The sequence below is a fragment of the Paraburkholderia fungorum genome, assembly GCF_900099835.1.
Taxonomy (GTDB): Bacteria; Pseudomonadota; Gammaproteobacteria; order Burkholderiales; family Burkholderiaceae; genus Paraburkholderia; species Paraburkholderia fungorum_A.
The window spans coordinates 1,204,694-1,220,786 of record NZ_FNKP01000001.1 but is presented as its reverse complement, the minus strand read 5'-3'; the positions used below and the strand labels follow the sequence as shown (position 1 = coordinate 1,220,786).

12 protein-coding genes are annotated in these 16,093 nt (G+C 63.9%); 7 read left to right on the top strand and 5 right to left on the bottom strand.

Annotated elements, in window-relative coordinates; all coding sequences use genetic code 11:
* The first annotated feature begins 193 nt into the window (after nt 1-193).
* Nucleotides 194-658 carry a hypothetical protein gene (locus BLS41_RS05395; RefSeq protein WP_074763359.1) on the top strand — a complete coding sequence of 155 codons (465 nt, stop codon included), beginning with the start codon at nt 194-196 and terminating at the stop codon, nt 656-658.
* A gap of 189 nt (nt 659-847) precedes the next feature.
* Here the strand turns inward: BLS41_RS05395 and BLS41_RS05390 are convergent, their stop codons facing one another.
* The 3 genes from BLS41_RS05390 to hemC are packed head-to-tail and all read right to left on the bottom strand — an operon-like array spanning nt 848 to nt 5,084.
* Nucleotides 848-2,038, bottom strand: coding sequence for a heme biosynthesis protein HemY (locus tag BLS41_RS05390; RefSeq protein ID WP_074763358.1), 1,191 nt, complete (start codon nt 2,036-2,038; stop codon nt 848-850).
* A 2-nt stretch (nt 2,039-2,040) separates the two neighbouring features.
* Nucleotides 2,041-4,098: a fused uroporphyrinogen-III synthase HemD/membrane protein HemX gene (hemDX, locus tag BLS41_RS05385; protein ID WP_074763357.1), complete on the bottom strand. Its 2,058-nt coding sequence runs from the start codon at nt 4,096-4,098 to the stop codon at nt 2,041-2,043.
* Nucleotides 4,098-5,084: a hydroxymethylbilane synthase gene (gene hemC / locus BLS41_RS05380; protein WP_074763356.1), complete on the bottom strand. Its 987-nt coding sequence runs from the start codon at nt 5,082-5,084 to the stop codon at nt 4,098-4,100. Before hemC ends, hemDX begins: the two co-directional genes overlap by 1 nt.
* 452 nt (nt 5,085-5,536) lie before the next feature.
* On the opposite strand from hemC, the gene ppc reads away from it, so the two are divergent.
* A complete protein-coding gene (gene ppc / locus BLS41_RS05375) occupies nt 5,537-8,782 on the top strand; it encodes a phosphoenolpyruvate carboxylase (RefSeq protein WP_074763355.1) in 3,246 nt (1,081 codons plus the stop codon).
* A gap of 138 nt (nt 8,783-8,920) precedes the next feature.
* Here the strand turns inward: ppc and BLS41_RS05370 are convergent, their stop codons facing one another.
* Nucleotides 8,921-9,673 carry a class I SAM-dependent methyltransferase gene (locus BLS41_RS05370; RefSeq protein ID WP_074763354.1) on the bottom strand — a complete coding sequence of 251 codons (753 nt, stop codon included), beginning with the start codon at nt 9,671-9,673 and terminating at the stop codon, nt 8,921-8,923.
* Between the two features lie 172 nt (nt 9,674-9,845).
* Between BLS41_RS05370 and BLS41_RS05365 the strand changes: the two genes are divergently transcribed.
* The 5 genes from BLS41_RS05365 to BLS41_RS05345 all read left to right on the top strand — a co-directional run bounded on the left by BLS41_RS05365 (nt 9,846) and on the right by BLS41_RS05345 (nt 15,435).
* On the top strand, nt 9,846-10,670 hold the full coding sequence (locus tag BLS41_RS05365) for a helix-turn-helix transcriptional regulator (RefSeq protein WP_074763353.1): 825 nt from the start codon (nt 9,846-9,848) through the stop codon (nt 10,668-10,670).
* Nucleotides 10,671-10,819: 149 nt separating this feature from the next.
* Nucleotides 10,820-12,226 carry an argininosuccinate lyase gene (argH, locus tag BLS41_RS05360; RefSeq protein ID WP_074766300.1) on the top strand — a complete coding sequence of 469 codons (1,407 nt, stop codon included), beginning with the start codon at nt 10,820-10,822 and terminating at the stop codon, nt 12,224-12,226.
* A gap of 357 nt (nt 12,227-12,583) precedes the next feature.
* On the top strand, nt 12,584-13,117 hold the full coding sequence (locus BLS41_RS05355) for an energy transducer TonB family protein (RefSeq protein ID WP_074763352.1): 534 nt from the start codon (nt 12,584-12,586) through the stop codon (nt 13,115-13,117).
* A gap of 594 nt (nt 13,118-13,711) precedes the next feature.
* Nucleotides 13,712-15,019 carry an MFS transporter gene (locus BLS41_RS05350; RefSeq protein WP_074763351.1) on the top strand — a complete coding sequence of 436 codons (1,308 nt, stop codon included), beginning with the start codon at nt 13,712-13,714 and terminating at the stop codon, nt 15,017-15,019.
* Between the two features lie 236 nt (nt 15,020-15,255).
* Nucleotides 15,256-15,435, top strand: a complete 180-nt coding sequence (locus tag BLS41_RS05345; protein ID WP_074763350.1) for a hypothetical protein — start codon at nt 15,256-15,258, stop codon at nt 15,433-15,435.
* Between the two features lie 27 nt (nt 15,436-15,462).
* Here the strand turns inward: BLS41_RS05345 and BLS41_RS39935 are convergent, their stop codons facing one another.
* A complete protein-coding gene (locus tag BLS41_RS39935; RefSeq protein WP_268960452.1) occupies nt 15,463-15,597 on the bottom strand; it encodes a hypothetical protein in 135 nt (44 codons plus the stop codon).
* Between the last annotated feature and the right edge of the window lie 496 nt (nt 15,598-16,093).

Here is a 16,093-nt window from a genome sequence, read left to right as displayed (position 1 = left end):
GCCCAGGCAGGTCGTGCGTCTACCTCTGCACGTCTATATTTCAATGGGCGGGCCTTGGTGGGGGAGCCGCAAGGCTCGCCGGGATGTTGGAACGCCGGTCTGCTAACCCTACTTCGTGCCCGCTCACCCCTTCTTCCCACAAAAGCAAGGCCAGTGTCCGGGCTCCCCATCGAAGCAACAGGGAGATCGCACCATGTCCAGGTCCGTCAAGAATCAACCCGCTTCACGCCCGCCAGTCGACGCCATCCAATACGAGAAACTCGCCCTGTCCGCATTCGATTTATGCGACCGGCAGTTGAGTCAACTGGACACGTTGATCACACTTGCGTCATCGATAGTTAGAAATCCTGCGTTCACACACGACGAAAGAAAACGTCGTCAGACCTTGCTCGAATTACTGGTGGACACGGCCGAACAGTATCAGCGGGATCTCGAATGCGAGCGCGAGTTGTTCCAGGTGATTGCGCTCGACGCGAAGGGCGTCCCGCGCAGCCGTCTCACGGCGCATCAAGCGACAAACTTGCTGGCCGACGCATCGAAGATTGCCAAAGCGTCCATCGAAGACACGAACGCTTCGCTCAACAAAAAGCCGTCCGCGAAACGCGCGATCAAGCTGCCCTCCTCGCCCGTGCAACAACCGTCCACCGCGCAGCACTAAGCGATCCATCAAGCGCGACAGAACAAGCAGCAAACAGCAAACAGCAAGCAAACGAAAAGCCAATAACCGCAAAACCAAATGCACAAAAAAAATGGCCGCAGCACCCGCTGCGGCCATCCCATCAACTGAATAACGAATCAAAGAATCAGCAAATCAACTCGCAATTCGCCAACCTCAAAACCTGAAAACTCAAACCACATTCATCGCCAACGCACTCTCACGATAATGCTGGCTAGCCTTATCGCTATCCCCAAGCTGCTCATGCAACCGGGCCAACGCACGATGCGAGCGAATCTTCAGCGTCTCGTTATCCGCCAGCTTCAGCGCGCGCTCAAGGAACGATTGCGCCTTGCCCCACAACTGCTGATGCAGACACAACCGCCCCAACGCAAACAGCAAATCAGCATCTTCCGGACGATCCTTCTGCCAACCTTCGGCCTTCTGAATCAGCGGCAACGCATCACCGCCAGTCGTATCCGGATAACGGCGCAACAGGCGCGCGTCCCAGTTCTGCGCCAGCGCTTCCTCGACAATCTTGCGCGCTTCCTGCGGTCGATTCAGCGCCACCAGCAATTCCGCAGCGAGATCGGCCAGACGCGGCGAATGACGCTCGGTCGCCGACAGCGAGTTCCACAATTCCAGCAGCGCATCCGCATTATGTCGACGGTCACGCAGCAGATTTTCCGCCGCCAGTTGACGCAACCGCACCGCCACCGCCGGATGAATCGCCTCGCGCTTTTCCAGCGTCTTGACGAGCTTGAGCACTTCGCCCCAGTTCTTCAATTGCTGCTGCGCGCGCAACATGATCTGCTGCGCGTGAATGCGCCGCGAGCCCTGCGATTGCATTTCGGTCAGCGCAATCAGTGCGCCGTCCGCGTCGCGGCCATCGGCGCGCATGTCGGCGGTGGCCATCAGACGCGCATCCTGCCAGTCGGCTTCATTGATCTGCGACAGCCACTCATCACGCCGCGCATATTCATGCATACGATGCGCGGCCGTCGCCGCGATCAAACCGGCTGCACCGTTGTTGTCGCCATTCGCGAGCGCATCTTTCGCGGCTTTTTCAGCGCGCGAAAAACGCCCCGCGTACAGATTGCCGATCGCATCACGCAGCGCCGCGTGCGCCTTGGCGACCCGCGAGCGCGCACGGTAAGCGGCCACGCGCTGCGGCATGCGCCAGATATTGCGGACGATGCGCAACAGCGCATACAGCAGGATGAACAGCACCACCAGCCCGACCACGAACAGATTCAACGAAATGTCGACGCGGTACGGCGGATAGATCAGCAGCACCTGCCCCGTGTCGAAGCGTCCGACCACCGCCAGCGCGACGGCAATCGCGAACAGCAACGCCAGCCATAAGAGTCCCCGGATCGCCATGATTAACCTCGGCTCCGGTATTGACTGACCGCCTGCAAACTCGTGCTCAGATCGGGCAACTGGACCGCAGCCGAACCGGCATCCACCTGCTTGACCAGATCGAGCACAGTCTTGGTTTGCGCCGACGAGTTGTCGAAGTAGCGGGTCAACGAGTTCTGCGCGCTCTGCAGGTCGGACTTCAGCGTGTCCTGGTTGCGCGACAGCAGCGCCAGACGCGCCGACAGCAGACGCAGCTTCAGATTCTCGCGCAGGAAATAGCCCTGATCGGGCGTGACCAGCATCGCGTCGGCGTTATCGATGCGGCGCACTTGCACGAGGCTCGTGATCTGCTCGCCGATGCCCGACGTCACTTCATGCCACCACACTTCCCAGCGCGGCTTGCCGGTGGCGGCCGCCACCTTCGCGGTATCGGCCCACGTCGCCGCGTGCGGCGTCGCATGCGCGATCTGCGCTTCGCCCGACAGCGGCAAGCTGTCGACCTGCGCAATCGCATTGTCGAGCTTGATCGCCATACCGGTGAGATCGGTGGACGGCGCAGCCTTCAGCTTGTCGATGTCCTGCGCGATCGCCTTGCGCACCGCAACCGCCTGCGGGCTGTCCGACGCGGCGAGACGCGTGTCCGCGCTTTGCAGCGCGAACAGCGCGAGTTGCGTGTTGCCGGTGAGTTGCAACTGCTGGCTCGCAGCGGACAACATCTGCCCGACTTCGGCGAGCGTCCAGTCGTCGCGATTACGTGCGAGATCGGCGTATTGCTGTTGCAGCGCCTGCTGCGCGGTCTGCGCATCGGCGAGCTTGCCTTCGAGTTGCGCGACCTGCGAATCCGATTGATGCACGGTGGCCAGCGCCTGATCGGTCTTGATGCGCAGTTCGTTGGTTTGCGTGTCGTTGGCTTGCTGGCGTAGCGCGAGTTGCTGCTCGGCACGTTCGAGCTTGCGGTTCAGCACGAACCCGCCGCCGCCCGCCGCGCAAGCGAGGATCACGACGACAGCCCACAGCAGCGGTCCGCTCGCGCTGCGGCGCGTTTGCGCTTCGTAGGGAGTGAAGGGTTGATTCGGCGGCAACGGAGTGGTTGCGGCCGGCTGGGGTGAAGCGTTCGTGGATGCGTTCGTTTCAGTCATGCGTGAATGAGCCGGTGAATAAGCCGGTGAATGAGCCGGGTCGGACGATACCGGTTGAATGACGGGCGGAGCAACGGATGGATCAGCAGCAGGCGGAACAGCGGCAAGCAGTGCGCGGGCAATGCGCTCGTCGCCTGCGCCGGACACCGTCATCCTATCAAAACCCAATGCCCGCGCGGTCTGTGCGATTCGCGGATGCGGCGCAACCAGCGGCGCGTGCTTCAACTGGACGATTTCGTCGGCGGTGAGATGGTCTTGCGCGAGTTCGTGCAGATTGCGCACGCCTTCGGAACTGGTCAGCAGCCACGCGTGCGGCGCGCCGGCCAGCAATTCGTGGACGCGCGCCCAGCCGCCGATCGACGGTTCCGGCACGAGGCGCCGGTAAGCCGCGACGGCTTCGACTTCCGCGCCCGCTTCGCGCAGACGGTCAGCGAGCCATTCGCGGCCGCCGTCGCCGCGCACGATCAGCACGCGCTTGCCTTCGAGACTCGCCGCGCCGAGCGACGCGTCGATGGCCGCGAACAGGCCTTCGGAGTCGAAGCTCGCCGATTCGTCTTCTGAACCGGAAGCCGGGCTGATGATCTGATGCGCGGGCGCGGCCACGCCATGACGCGCGAGCGCCTGCACGCTGCCCGGACCGACTACGCCGATCGGCAGCGCGTGCGGCCAGATTTCGTTGCTGCGGGCAAACGCCTGATCGACGGCATTCGGCGAGACGAACACGACCAGCGCATAGCGTTCGAGCGAGGCGAGCGCGGCGCGCAATGGCGCGTCGTCGGCGACGGGTGCGATGTCGATCAGCGGGAAGTCGAGCGTGGCAACGCCGGCCGCGTTCAGTTGCCGGATCAGTTCGCTCGACTGACCGGCCGGTCGCGTAATCACGACCGTGAACGCCGCGCGGCTCGCGGAGGATGCGGTGTTGCCTGGAGGATTGGCCGCCATCACTCGCCGGACGCCGCAGCGGGACCGCTGGCAGTACTGAGTGCGCGGACGATGTCCATCGCGCCTTGCTGTTCGAGCGCGTCCGCCACTTCCTTGCCGAGCGCGAGCGCACGTTCGACGGTCGGTGCAGGCGCCGATGCCTGCGCGCTCAACACGCGTTGACCATCGGTCGTCGCAACGATGCCACGCAGATGCAGCGCGCCGTCATGCCAACTCGCGTACGCGGCGAGCGGCACTTCGCAACTGCCGCCGAGCGAGCGCGACACCATCCGCTCCGCTTCGACCGCAGCCGCCGTGTGTTCGTGATGCAACGGCGCGAGCCATGCGGCAAGGTCCGCGCGATCGGCGCGAATCTCGATGCCGAGCGCGCCCTGACCGGCAGCGGGCAAGCTGTCTTCGGGATCGATCAACGCGCGGATGCGCTCGCCCAGACCGAGACGCTTCAAACCAGCCGCCGCCAGAATGATCGCCGCGTAATCACCGCGATCGAGTTTCGACAGACGCGTATCCAGATTGCCGCGCAACGGCTTCACTTCGAGGTGCGGATAACGCATGCGCAGCATCGCTTCACGGCGCAGGCTCGACGTGCCGACCACGGCGCCTTCCGGCAACGCGGCCAGCGAGTCGTACTCATTGGAGACGAATGCGTCGCGCGGGTCTTCGCGCTCCATGATGGTGGACAACGCGAAGCCGGGCGGCAGTTCCATCGGCACATCTTTCAGCGAATGGACGGCGAGATCGGCGCGGCCATCGGCCAGTGCGGCTTCCAGTTCCTTGACGAACAGGCCCTTGCCGCCGACCTTCGACAACGTGCGATCGAGAATTTGATCGCCGCGTGTCGTCATTCCGAGGATTTTTACGTCACAAGATGGATATAATTTGTGCAGCGCACATCGCACATGCTCCGCTTGCCACATGGCCAGGCGGCTCTCTCGCGACGCAATCACAAGCGTGTGGGGTGGCGTAGAAAACGTCTCGGTGTTCATTAGCTTGCTGATCGAATGACGGGATGTAATAACAATCAATGTTAGCACGCGCTCTTGTGTCCGAAGACACAGCGGAGCGCCGTGCCGGCGCGGTATCGATGGAGGAGACGGGCCTCGCGCAGCATGCGCGTGCCCCATCCCGGTCTGTTCACGCACGGTCGTTCGCGCACCGGGCTCCAGCAGGCGGGATGATGCAATGCGGCGCGCGTTGCGTGAATACGCAAAGCGCCGCACGCGAGCATGTGCAGCAGGTCACGCGGTTTGGTCCTGCTTGACGTCCCGCCCTGTGTGCACGCGCTGCATGCAGGCACGACAACCCCTCTCCGGCTTCACGCCATCGTCACCTTCCGCGTCATGCTGTTCCTGGTGTAGTCCCTATTGCAGTTCATAGTGCAGTTCCGCAGTAGCAGTTCATCACTTAACAGACCCTGGCTTCCCCGAGGAAACCCATCGTGACGTCTTCCGGATCGGCGCGCCCTGCCCGCCGCAACACTGCATCGCCCAACGCTCGCGCGGCCGACGCCGCCGCAGCGCCCTCCGCTTCCGCCGCTGCCCAGGCGGCCGACGTCGCTTCGACACCCGTCAAACGGACGGGTAAAAATGCCCAGGCTGCGAAAGCGCCCAAGGCCGCGAAAACCTCCACGCCGGTCAGGACGACCAAGCCTGCCAAAGCCGTCAAACCCGCTAAAGCGGTGAAGGCGGTGAAAGCCTCGCAAGCCGAGAAGGCTGTGAAAGCACAGAAACCGGCTAAAGCCGACGCATCGACGAAGACCCAAGCCGTCGCGAACGCCGCTGCCGCGCCCAAGGCCGCGAAAGCGCCGAAGCTGCAGGCCGTGTCGACGGAAAGCGCCGCGCCTTTGTCCGCCGCCGCGCCGAAGGGCAATGGCCGCACGCGCGAGGACAAGGATCACCCGCTGTTCCAGGACATCCGCTATCTGGGACGCCTGCTCGGCGACGTGCTGCGCGAACAGGAAGGCGACGAGGTGTTCGACGTCGTCGAAACGATTCGTCAAACCGCCGTGCGCTTCCGTCGTGAAGACGACAACGCCGCCGCGCAGACGCTCGACAAGAAGCTGCGCTCGCTGAGCCCCGAGCAAACGGTCAGCGTGGTGCGCGCGTTCAGCTACTTCTCGCATCTGGCGAATATTGCTGAAGACCGTCACCGCAATCGCCGTCACCGGATTCATGCGCTGGCCGGTTCGACCTCGCAACCGGGCACGATCGCCCATGCGCTCGAACGGCTCGTCGAAGCGAACGCGGCGGCCACGCCCGTGTTGCAGCAGTTCTTCAACGACGCGCTGATCGTGCCGGTGCTCACCGCGCACCCGACCGAAGTGCAGCGCAAAAGCATTCTCGACGCGGAGCACGACGTCGCGCGTCTGCTCGCCGAGCGTGACCAGCAGTTGACCGAACGCGAACGCGCGCACAACGAAGCGATGCTGCGCGCACGCGTCACGTCGCTGTGGCAGACCCGCATGCTGCGCGATTCGCGTCTGTCGGTCGCCGATGAGATCGAGAACGCGCTGTCGTACTACCGCGCGACCTTCCTCGAAGAAATTCCCGCGCTGTACGCCGATATCGAAGAAGCGCTGAAGGAGCACGGCATCGACGCGCGTCTTCCGCCGTTCTTCCAGATGGGTAGCTGGATTGGCGGCGACCGCGACGGCAATCCGAACGTCACCGCCGAAACGCTGGAGAACGCGATCACCCGCCAGGCCGCGGTGATTTTCGAGCACTACATGGAGCAGGTGCACAAGCTCGGCGCGGAGTTGTCCGTGTCGAACCTGCTGGCGGGCGCGAGCGACGCGCTGAAAGAACTCGCTGACATCTCCCCCGACCAGTCGCCGCATCGCACGGACGAGCCGTATCGACGCGCGCTGATCGGCATGTACACGCGGCTCGCGGCAAGCGCGCGCGTGCGTCTGGGCGAAGGCAGCGTGCCGGTACGCAGCGCCGGTCGCGGCGCTGCGCCGGTGCGCGCCAAGCCGTATGACGACTCGGCGGAATTCGTCCGCGATCTGCACGTGCTGATCGATTCGCTTGCCGAACATCACGGCGCGCCGCTCGCGGCGCCGCGTCTGTCGCCGCTCGCGCGTGCCGCCGAAGTGTTCGGCTTCCATCTGGCGAGCATCGACTTGCGCCAAAGCTCGGATATCCACGAGGCGGTGATTGCGGAGCTGCTCAAGCGCGCGGGCGTGGAAGAAAACTACGCGGCGCTTTCCGAACAGGACAAGCTCAACGTGCTGCTCGCGGAACTGGCGCAGCCGCGCTCGTTGCGTCTGCCGTACGCGGAGTATTCCGATCTCGTGAAGAGCGAACTCGGCGTGCTCGAAGAAGCGCGTGTCACGCGCGAGAAGTTCGGTGCGCGCGCGGTGCGCAACTACATCATTTCGCACACGGAAACGGTCAGCGATCTGGTCGAAGTGATGTTGCTGCAAAAGGAAACCGGTCTGCTGCACGGCCGTCTGGGCGATGCGAACGACCCGGCGCGTGCGGGCCTGATGGTGATTCCGCTGTTCGAGACGATCCCCGATTTGCGCAACGCGCCGCACATCATGCGCGACCTGATCGCGCTGCCGGGTGTCGATGCATTGATCGAACATCAGGGCAACGAGCAGGAAGTCATGCTCGGCTATTCGGACAGCAACAAGGACGGCGGCTTCCTTACGTCGAACTGGGAGCTGTATCGTGCCGAACTCGCGCTGGTCTCGCTGTTCAACGAACGCGGCGTAACGCTGCGACTGTTCCATGGACGCGGAGGCACCGTCGGCCGTGGCGGTGGTCCGACGTATCAGGCGATCCTGTCGCAGCCGCCGGGCACCGTCGACGGTCAGATCCGCTTGACCGAGCAAGGCGAAGTGATCGCGAGCAAGTTCGGCAACCCGGACATCGGCCGGCGCAATCTGGAAACGGTCGTGGCCGCCACGCTCGAAGCGTCGCTGCTGCCGCACGGCAACGCGCCGTCCGACCTGCCCGCGTTCGAAGAAACGATGCAGCAGCTGTCCGACGCGGCGATGGCCTCCTACCGCGCGCTGGTGTACGAAACGCCGGGCTTCAAGGAGTACTTCTTCGAGTCGACGCCGATCGCGGAAATCGCCGAACTCAACATCGGCAGCCGGCCCGCTTCGCGCAAACTGCAGGACCCGAAGCAACGCAAGATCGAAGATCTGCGCGCGATTCCGTGGGGTTTCTCGTGGGGGCAATGCCGTCTGCTGCTGACCGGCTGGTACGGTTTCGGCAGCGCGGTGGCCGCGCATCTCGATAGCGCGCCGAGCGACGCCGAACGCGCGCGCCGTCTCACGCTGCTAAAGAAGATGCACAAGTCGTGGCCGTTCTTCTCGAACCTGCTGTCGAACATGGACATGGTGCTCGCCAAAACCGACCTGGCCGTCGCTTCGCGTTACGCGGCGCTGGTGTCGGACAAGAAGCTGCGCAAGCACGTGTTTGAGCGGATCGTCGCGGAATGGGAGCGCACGTCGAAGGTGTTGTCGGAGATCACCGGCAAGGCTGAACGACTTGCGGAGAACCCGCTGCTCGCGCGGTCGATCAAGAATCGCTTCCCATATCTCGATCCGCTGAATCACCTGCAGGTGGAATTGCTCAAGCGTCACCGCGCAGGTGATGACAATGTGCGCGTGCGACGCGGGATTCATCTGAGCATCAACGGGATTGCGGCGGGGTTGCGCAATACGGGTTGAGCTTTGTTGGTGGCTTCAATCAGCGCGCCTTGTTTCGCGCGGGCTGAATGAAGTCCACGCGTTCGACGCTAAAACGGCGGGCTACCGGATTCGGTACCCCGCCGTTTTTTCATGCCGCCGCGCTTTCGCGCAACGCGCTCAATGCGCTTCGACCATCAACGCGTCGAGCTTGAACGAGCCGTCTTCCTGCACGTCGAAATACTCGCGCACTTCGTCCGGCGCGCTGCTCCACAGCGAGCGGATCGCCACCACGCGCGGCTCCGGCGTGCGCATCCGCGCGACCCATGAACTGAACTCGATGTCGATCCGCCAGCGCTCGCGGATCGACGCGTTGAATCCCGCCGCTTCGAACAAGGCGACCCATTCGTCGGCGCGGTAATCGCGGATATGCGAGCCGTCGCGCAACACTTCGATCGCCTGGATATGCGTGTCGAGCAAAGGATGGTCGATGCCCGCGATATCGACGAACAGCACCTTGCCGCCCGGCTTCAGCACCCGCCGCACTTCGGCGAGCGCGAGCGGCACGTCGTGCCAGTGATGCGCGCTCATCCGGCTGATGACCCAGTCGAACGAATCATCGTCGAACGGCAGCGTTTCGGCCGCGCCCTGCTGCGTGCGGATATTGGCAAGGCCGCGATCCTTCGCCGCGCCTTCGACGGTCGCCAGCATTTGCGGCGCGATGTCGTACGCGACGACCTCTTTGGCGTGCGGCGCAACCGCGAAACTCGCGTGCCCCGCGCCGCAACCCATGTCGAGCACCGTCGCCCCCGGCGTCGCGGCGATCGATTCGGCCAGCGTCCGCAGATCGGCGCCGGTGGCGTGGGTCTGACTCGTCAAATAGGCAGCGGCGGTCGAGCCGAAGGCGTCGGCAACCTGATCGTGATGCTTCATGGGGAGGCTCCGGTTAGATGGGCGATTTTGGGCGCAGTTAGCTGCGCAAGTCACGCTGGAAGGCTTTTTTGCCGTTCCAGCCGCTACAATAGAGGTCGCCGGGTACCAGTACAAGTTAAGCAATTATTCTGGTATCTCTATTACCCCCTAAGTGCGCCACCACTAAAACAGCATGACCACGCAGTCTCCCGCCGATTCTTCCAGCGACCATCCACCGCCGCTCGATGCCACGCCCGCCCGCGCGCTCGGCGACTTTATCCGCGCGCATCGCGAACGGCTGTCGCCGCAAGCGGTCGGCCTGCCGCCCGGTCCGCGCCGCCGCACGCCGGGCTTGCGGCGCGAGGAAGTCGCGCAGCTTTGCGGCGTGAGCCCGACCTGGTACACGTGGATCGAGCAAGGCCGCCCGGTCTCCGCATCCGCCGACGCGCTCGCAAGAATTGCCGTCGCGCTGCAACTGTCGCGCGCCGAGCGAGCCTATCTGTTCGAACTGGCCGCCCAGCGCGACCCCGCCGAGCCGGACCCGACCGCCGCCGACGCCCCCGCCACGCTGCTCGAAACCGTGCAACTGGTGAACGCGCCTGCCTACGTGCTCGATCGGCAGTGGAATGCGCTGGCGTGGAACGAGCGCGCGGCCGACCTGTTCGTCGGCTGGCTCGACGGCACGCACGACCGCAACCTGCTGCGCTACACGTTCACCGAACCGGCCGCGCGCGAGTTGATCGTCGACTGGGAAATCCGCGCGCGGCGGCTCGCCGCCGAATTCCGCGCCGATTCGATCCGTCATCTGACCGACGCGCCCACGCGCGCGCTGATCGACTCGCTGACCGCCGCCAGCGACGCGTTCACGCGCTTCTGGGCGTCGCAGGATGTCGGCGGCCGCGAAGGCGGACGGCGCGAGTTCAACCATCCGCGCGATGGCCGCCTTGTCTACGATCAGATCACGTTCAAGCCCGCGCATCGCGAAGACCTGAAGCTGGTGGTGCTGGTGCGCGAATAACAACGCAGGCGGCCACGTGGCCGGCGGCGGCTTTAAGCCCTCCGGCCAGTGTTAAAATCCCTGTCTTTCCTCGCTTCGGCGGCATCCTTGCACGGCATATGACGTGCATTCGCGCCGCCAGCCTCCTCACTGCTCAACTGCCCAACACCATGACGTCCCAACTGCACAAAAAAGGCGAAGCCTGGTCGGCTCGCTTCTCGGAGCCGATGTCGGAGCTCGTCAAACGCTACACGTCGTCGGTTTTCTTCGACAAGCGTCTGGCGCTCGTCGATATCGAAGGGTCGCTCGCGCACGCCTCGATGCTGGCCGCGCAGAAGATCATCGCCGCCGACGACCTCGCCGCCATCCAGCGCGGCATGGCGCAGATCAAGGGCGAGATTGAGCGAGGCGAGTTCGAGTGGCAACTCGATCTGGAAGACGTCCACCTGAACATCGAAGCGCGTCTGACCGCGCTGATCGGCGACGCGGGCAAGCGTCTGCACACGGGCCGCTCGCGTAACGACCAGGTCGCCACCGACATCCGCCTGTGGCTGCGCGGCGAGATCGACCGGATCGGCGGCCTGCTGACCGAGTTGCGCACCGCGCTGCTCGACATGGCGGAAAAGAACGCATCGACCATCATGCCGGGCTTCACGCACTTGCAGGTCGCGCAGCCGGTCACGTTCGGTCATCACCTGATGGCCTACGTCGAAATGTTCTCGCGCGACGCCGAGCGCATGATCGACTGCCGCAAGCGCGTGAATCGTCTGCCGCTGGGCGCGGCTGCACTCGCGGGCACCAGCTATCCGATCGATCGTCACGCCGTGGCGAAGACGCTCGGTTTCGACGGTATCTGCGCGAACTCGCTGGATGCTGTCTCCGATCGCGACTTCGCGATCGAATTCACGGCGGCGTCGGCGCTCGTCATGACGCACGTGTCGCGCTTCTCCGAAGAACTCGTGCTGTGGATGAGCCCGCGCGTCGGCTTCATCGATCTGGCTGACCGCTTCTGCACCGGCTCGTCGATCATGCCGCAGAAGAAGAACCCGGACGTGCCCGAACTCGCGCGCGGCAAGACCGGTCGCGTGAACGGCCATCTGATTGCGCTGCTCACGCTGATGAAAGGCCAGCCGCTCGCGTACAACAAGGACAATCAGGAAGACAAGGAACCGCTGTTCGATACCGTCGATACGGTCGCCGACACGTTGCGCATCTTCGCTGAAATGGTCGCCGGTATCTCGGTGAAGCCGCAAGCGATGCGCGACGCTGCGTTGCAGGGTTTCTCGACCGCAACCGACCTCGCTGACTACCTGGTCAAGCGCGGCTTGCCGTTCCGCGATGCACACGAAGCGGTGGCGCTCGCCGTGCGCGTCTGCGCGGATCGCGGCTGCGATCTGGCAGATCTGACGCTCGAAGAAATGCGCTCGGAACTGCCGAACGTCGCGCATCTGATCGGCGACGACGTGTTCTCGTATCTGACGCTGGAAGGTTCGGTGGCAAGCCGCAATCATCCGGGCGGTACGGCGCCGGAGCAGGTGCTGGCAGCAGTGAACGCTGCGCGCGCGGCGTTGAAATAACGCACGCTTTATCTTGCGGCGGGCTTGCCTCTAACGGCTCGCTCGTTGCCGGTTAAAGGCAGGTGAAAGGCGAACTCATTTTCGAGTTCGCCTTTTTTATTGCGCAGCCGGAGCGGCACGCGCAACGCGTCGCGCAAAAAAGAAAGCCCGCACGAAGCGGGCCAAATAGGACTTCCACCGATGCCTCCCGAAAGAGGCCATCCGAGTGTAGGCCTGTTTTCGCCGCAGACCAATTGTGCTCATATTTCAAGGCATTACAACACGGCGAGCGGAGCAAAAAGCGGGCGAACGCTAATTGCATCCAGGCGGATTTTGACTACCATCGAATCAGTCACTCACCGGGTTTTCTCGTCGACGATGCCTATCCGCACGCGTCACCTTCGCCGCCTTTCCAGTTGCTTCCGCGTGCCGTTATCACTGACACGCGGGACGATGTTCGCGGTGCTGACGGCGGCCACAGCAACCATGATTGCGGGCTGCACCGTCACGCTGCCGCAACACGAGACCGTGAACACGCCGGTGGCCGCCGTCAACAGCGCGACGCTCGATCAATATCGTGATGCGGTCGCACGGCGCATCGTCGAGCGCAATCCGTCTTATGTGTTGCACGGCACCCCGCAGGCGATGCTGCGCTCGCTGGTGGTGGTGTCGTTCGTCGTCGATCGGAATGGGCATGTGGTGACCTCGTCGGTCTATCGCACGAATGGCGACGACGAAGCCGAAAGCACCGCGCTCGCCACGCTGCGCCGCGCGTCGCCGCTGCCGCAGCCGCCCGGCAAGCTGCTCAACGGACGCGGTCAGCTCGAACTCTTCGAAGACTGGCTGTTCAACGACGACGGCAAATTCCAGTTGCGCGAGTTGGCTTCGCCGCAGGCGCAGAACTTCAACTGAGGTTGATGACGGCGGTCGGCGGTCGGCGGTCTGCGGTCGGCGGTCGGCGGTCGGCGGTCTGCGATCTGCGATCTGCGCGCAGCATGCCACTGATGACACCCGCTCTCGACCAACCTTACGCCGCCATTGCTGCGCGCCGTCCGCGCTCGCTATAATTTTCCGATTCCCCGCGCCGGAGTCATCCGGCCTGGCTCGCGCCGCCCGCACACCCGCTGGCGCGGTGCGCAGCCGATTTGCAGCGCCGCCTCGTCATCCGCGAGCGTCGTCTGCCTATTCGCGATGCATACCAGGGCCGATACAGCCCATGCCTCGTATATCGCGCCGCGCCGACACCGTCGTTGCCCGCCCGCGGGACGCAAACCACCTGGTTATTCCCCTGGCATGACCGTTTCGCGCGCGAACGACGACGCCGGCCGTTGTAAGCTATTGCACCATTGCGCCGTCACCGACGCCTCGCAGGGCTTCACAGCAAGCCCGCAAGCGCCGCCGGACGCACGAATTTAAACAAAGATGCCGCCCTGCCGCGCCGTCCGTTTCGACGCATGGCGCACGGCGCACGGCGCACGGCGGCATCACGATAGATGGAGACCTTGCATGTCCACTTCGCCGATTTCCGCGGCTCAGCCCAATTCGAGCGGGCAGAACAGTAGCGCGCGGATCATCTTCGCGAGCTTTATCGGCACCGCGATCGAGTTCTACGATTTCTACGTCTACGCGACCGCCGCCGCGCTCGTGATCGGACCGGTGTTTTTCCCGCACGGCTCGGCGACGGCACAAGCGCTGTCGGCGTTCGTCACGTTCGGCATCGCGTTCGTCGCGCGTCCGATCGGCTCGTTCCTGTTCGGTCACTTCGGCGACCGGATTGGCCGCAAGTCGACGCTGGTGGCGTCGCTGCTGGTAATGGGCGTCTCCACCACGCTGATCGGCTTCGTGCCGGGCTACGACTCGATCGGCAGCCTCGCGCCGATCCTGCTGTGCGTGCTGCGCTTCGGCCAGGGGATCGGCCTCGGCGGCGAATGGGGCGGCGCGGCGCTGCTCGCCACCGAAAACGCGCCGGCCGGCAAGCGCGGCTGGTTCGGCATGTTCCCGCAACTTGGGCCATCGATTGGCTTTCTGGCATCGAACGGACTGTTCTTCGCACTCGCCCTGTCGCTCTCCGACGAGCAATTCCGCACCTGGGGATGGCGCGTGCCGTTCCTCGTCAGCTCGGTGCTGGTCGCGCTGGGCCTGTACGTGCGCCTGAAAATCGCCGAAACGCCGGCATTCCAGGCCGCGATCGAGCGCAAGGAACGCGTCAAGGTGCCGATCGCGACGCTGCTGTCGCAACACTGGCTGCCGACCATCCTCGGCGCGCTCGCCATGGTGGTCTGCTACACGCTGTTCTATAACGCGACCACGTTCTCGCTGTCGTACGGCGTGTCCGTCCTGCATATTCCGCGGCCGACGTTCCTCGGCCTGCTGTGTATCGCCGTGGTGTTCATGGCGCTCGCCACGCCGATGTCGGCCTGGGCCAGCGATCGCTTTGGGCGCAAGCCGGTGCTGATCGTCGGCATCATCGCGGCGATTTTGTCGGGCTTCACTATGGCGCCGTTGCTCGGCAGCGGCGAAACGCCCGCCGTGCTGCTGTTCCTCGTGATCCAGCTGTTCCTGATGGGCGTGACCTTCGCGCCGATGGGCGCGCTGCTGCCCGAACTGTTCCCGACCAACGTGCGCTACACCGGCGCGGGCGTGTCGTACAACCTCGGCGGGATTCTGGGTGCATCGGTCGCGCCGTACATCGCGCAGGTGCTGGCCGCGCATGGCGGGCTGCCGTGGGTGGGCGCGTATGTGTCGGTGGCTGCCGCCGTCAGCCTGATCGGCGTACTCTGCATGCGCGAAACCCGCAACGCACGGTTGATGTGATCATGCGCACCGCATAAGTGCGCTGATAGCAGCATGAGATTGTCTGTATTTCGACACTGCCCGGCGCGAAGGTTTTACGCTGCGGCGGTGTCGGGCCGGCGGCTTTAAGCCCCCGGCACCCGTCTGGATCCCCCGCGTGACCCCTCGCCTTTCTGAGTAAATCCCCTGGACTTGCGCGTCTTTTTGACTTGCCTATACTCGACTTTAATAACCCTAAGGCAAGCAGGGAGGCTCGAATGAACATCCATCTCAACAACGCAGACGTCGTGATGATCATTGCGCTGGCGTTACTCTGCTCGCTACTGCTGGCGTTGCGCTTTCGTCCGGCGACGTGGAAGGGAATCGTCGTTGAGGCGTTGGCTGCGAACGCGGCTGCCATTGCTGCGGTAGTCGCGTTCGAAATGCTGCTGGCCTGACGGGCGATTAACGATCAGGCGGAAAGCTTATCGATAGTAATAGCCGCCGTGGTGGTAGTAGCCGCCACCGCCGTAGTAACCGGGCGCCGGGGCGACGATGCAGCCGCCGAGCGCGGTTGCGAGGAGCGTGCCTGCTGCGAGAGTCAGGATCAAGCGTTTCATGTTGTTCTCCATCGAGTCAGATTCATTCGAGCCAAACCCCGAATGACCCGATTGAACACGACATCGCCCGCTGCGAACGTTGCTATTTGTAAGGGAAGATCACCGGGGTGTTACAGGACCCGCGCGAAAAAGTTGCGCATCCCGGCTACGCAAACGACGAACTAACATCCGCGAAAAACGCCGCCTATACTGGCTTGAGCGTGTCTTTCGGGCAAACAGCCTGCTGGCAGCACGTGCGCGTATCGGGATGATGACGGCAGTCGCCGGATTCGGGCCTACGCAGGCTTCAACGGTTTGGTCGGCCCGACGATGGCGGCGCGGCTTCGTGAAGCAGAGACTCAACGAAAAGCGACAGATTTAACAGGCGTGTAATGCGCGGCGCTTTGACCAGACACATCGCCGCGACCGCGCAAACCAACTGCGGAATGCGCGCCCGGCACAACGGGCAGGATCTCGCAGCCCCTTGCGCAGGCATTACGCTTTGCTGACCACGATT

Coding starts and splice junctions, on each gene's coding strand:
- BLS41_RS05395 (WP_074763359.1), top strand. CDS start 194: ATGTCCAGGTCCGTCAAGAATCAACCCGCTTCACGCCCGCCAGTCGAC.
- BLS41_RS05390 (WP_074763358.1), bottom strand. CDS start 2,038: ATGGCGATCCGGGGACTCTTATGGCTGGCGTTGCTGTTCGCGATTGCC.
- hemDX (WP_074763357.1), bottom strand. CDS start 4,098: ATGGCGGCCAATCCTCCAGGCAACACCGCATCCTCCGCGAGCCGCGCG.
- hemC (WP_074763356.1), bottom strand. CDS start 5,084: ATGAACACCGAGACGTTTTCTACGCCACCCCACACGCTTGTGATTGCG.
- BLS41_RS05370 (WP_074763354.1), bottom strand. CDS start 9,673: ATGAAGCATCACGATCAGGTTGCCGACGCCTTCGGCTCGACCGCCGCT.
- BLS41_RS05365 (WP_074763353.1), top strand. CDS start 9,846: ATGACCACGCAGTCTCCCGCCGATTCTTCCAGCGACCATCCACCGCCG.
- argH (WP_074766300.1), top strand. CDS start 10,820: ATGACGTCCCAACTGCACAAAAAAGGCGAAGCCTGGTCGGCTCGCTTC.
- BLS41_RS05355 (WP_074763352.1), top strand. CDS start 12,584: ATGCCTATCCGCACGCGTCACCTTCGCCGCCTTTCCAGTTGCTTCCGC.
- BLS41_RS05350 (WP_074763351.1), top strand. CDS start 13,712: ATGTCCACTTCGCCGATTTCCGCGGCTCAGCCCAATTCGAGCGGGCAG.
- BLS41_RS05345 (WP_074763350.1), top strand. CDS start 15,256: ATGAACATCCATCTCAACAACGCAGACGTCGTGATGATCATTGCGCTG.
- BLS41_RS39935 (WP_268960452.1), bottom strand. CDS start 15,597: ATGAAACGCTTGATCCTGACTCTCGCAGCAGGCACGCTCCTCGCAACC.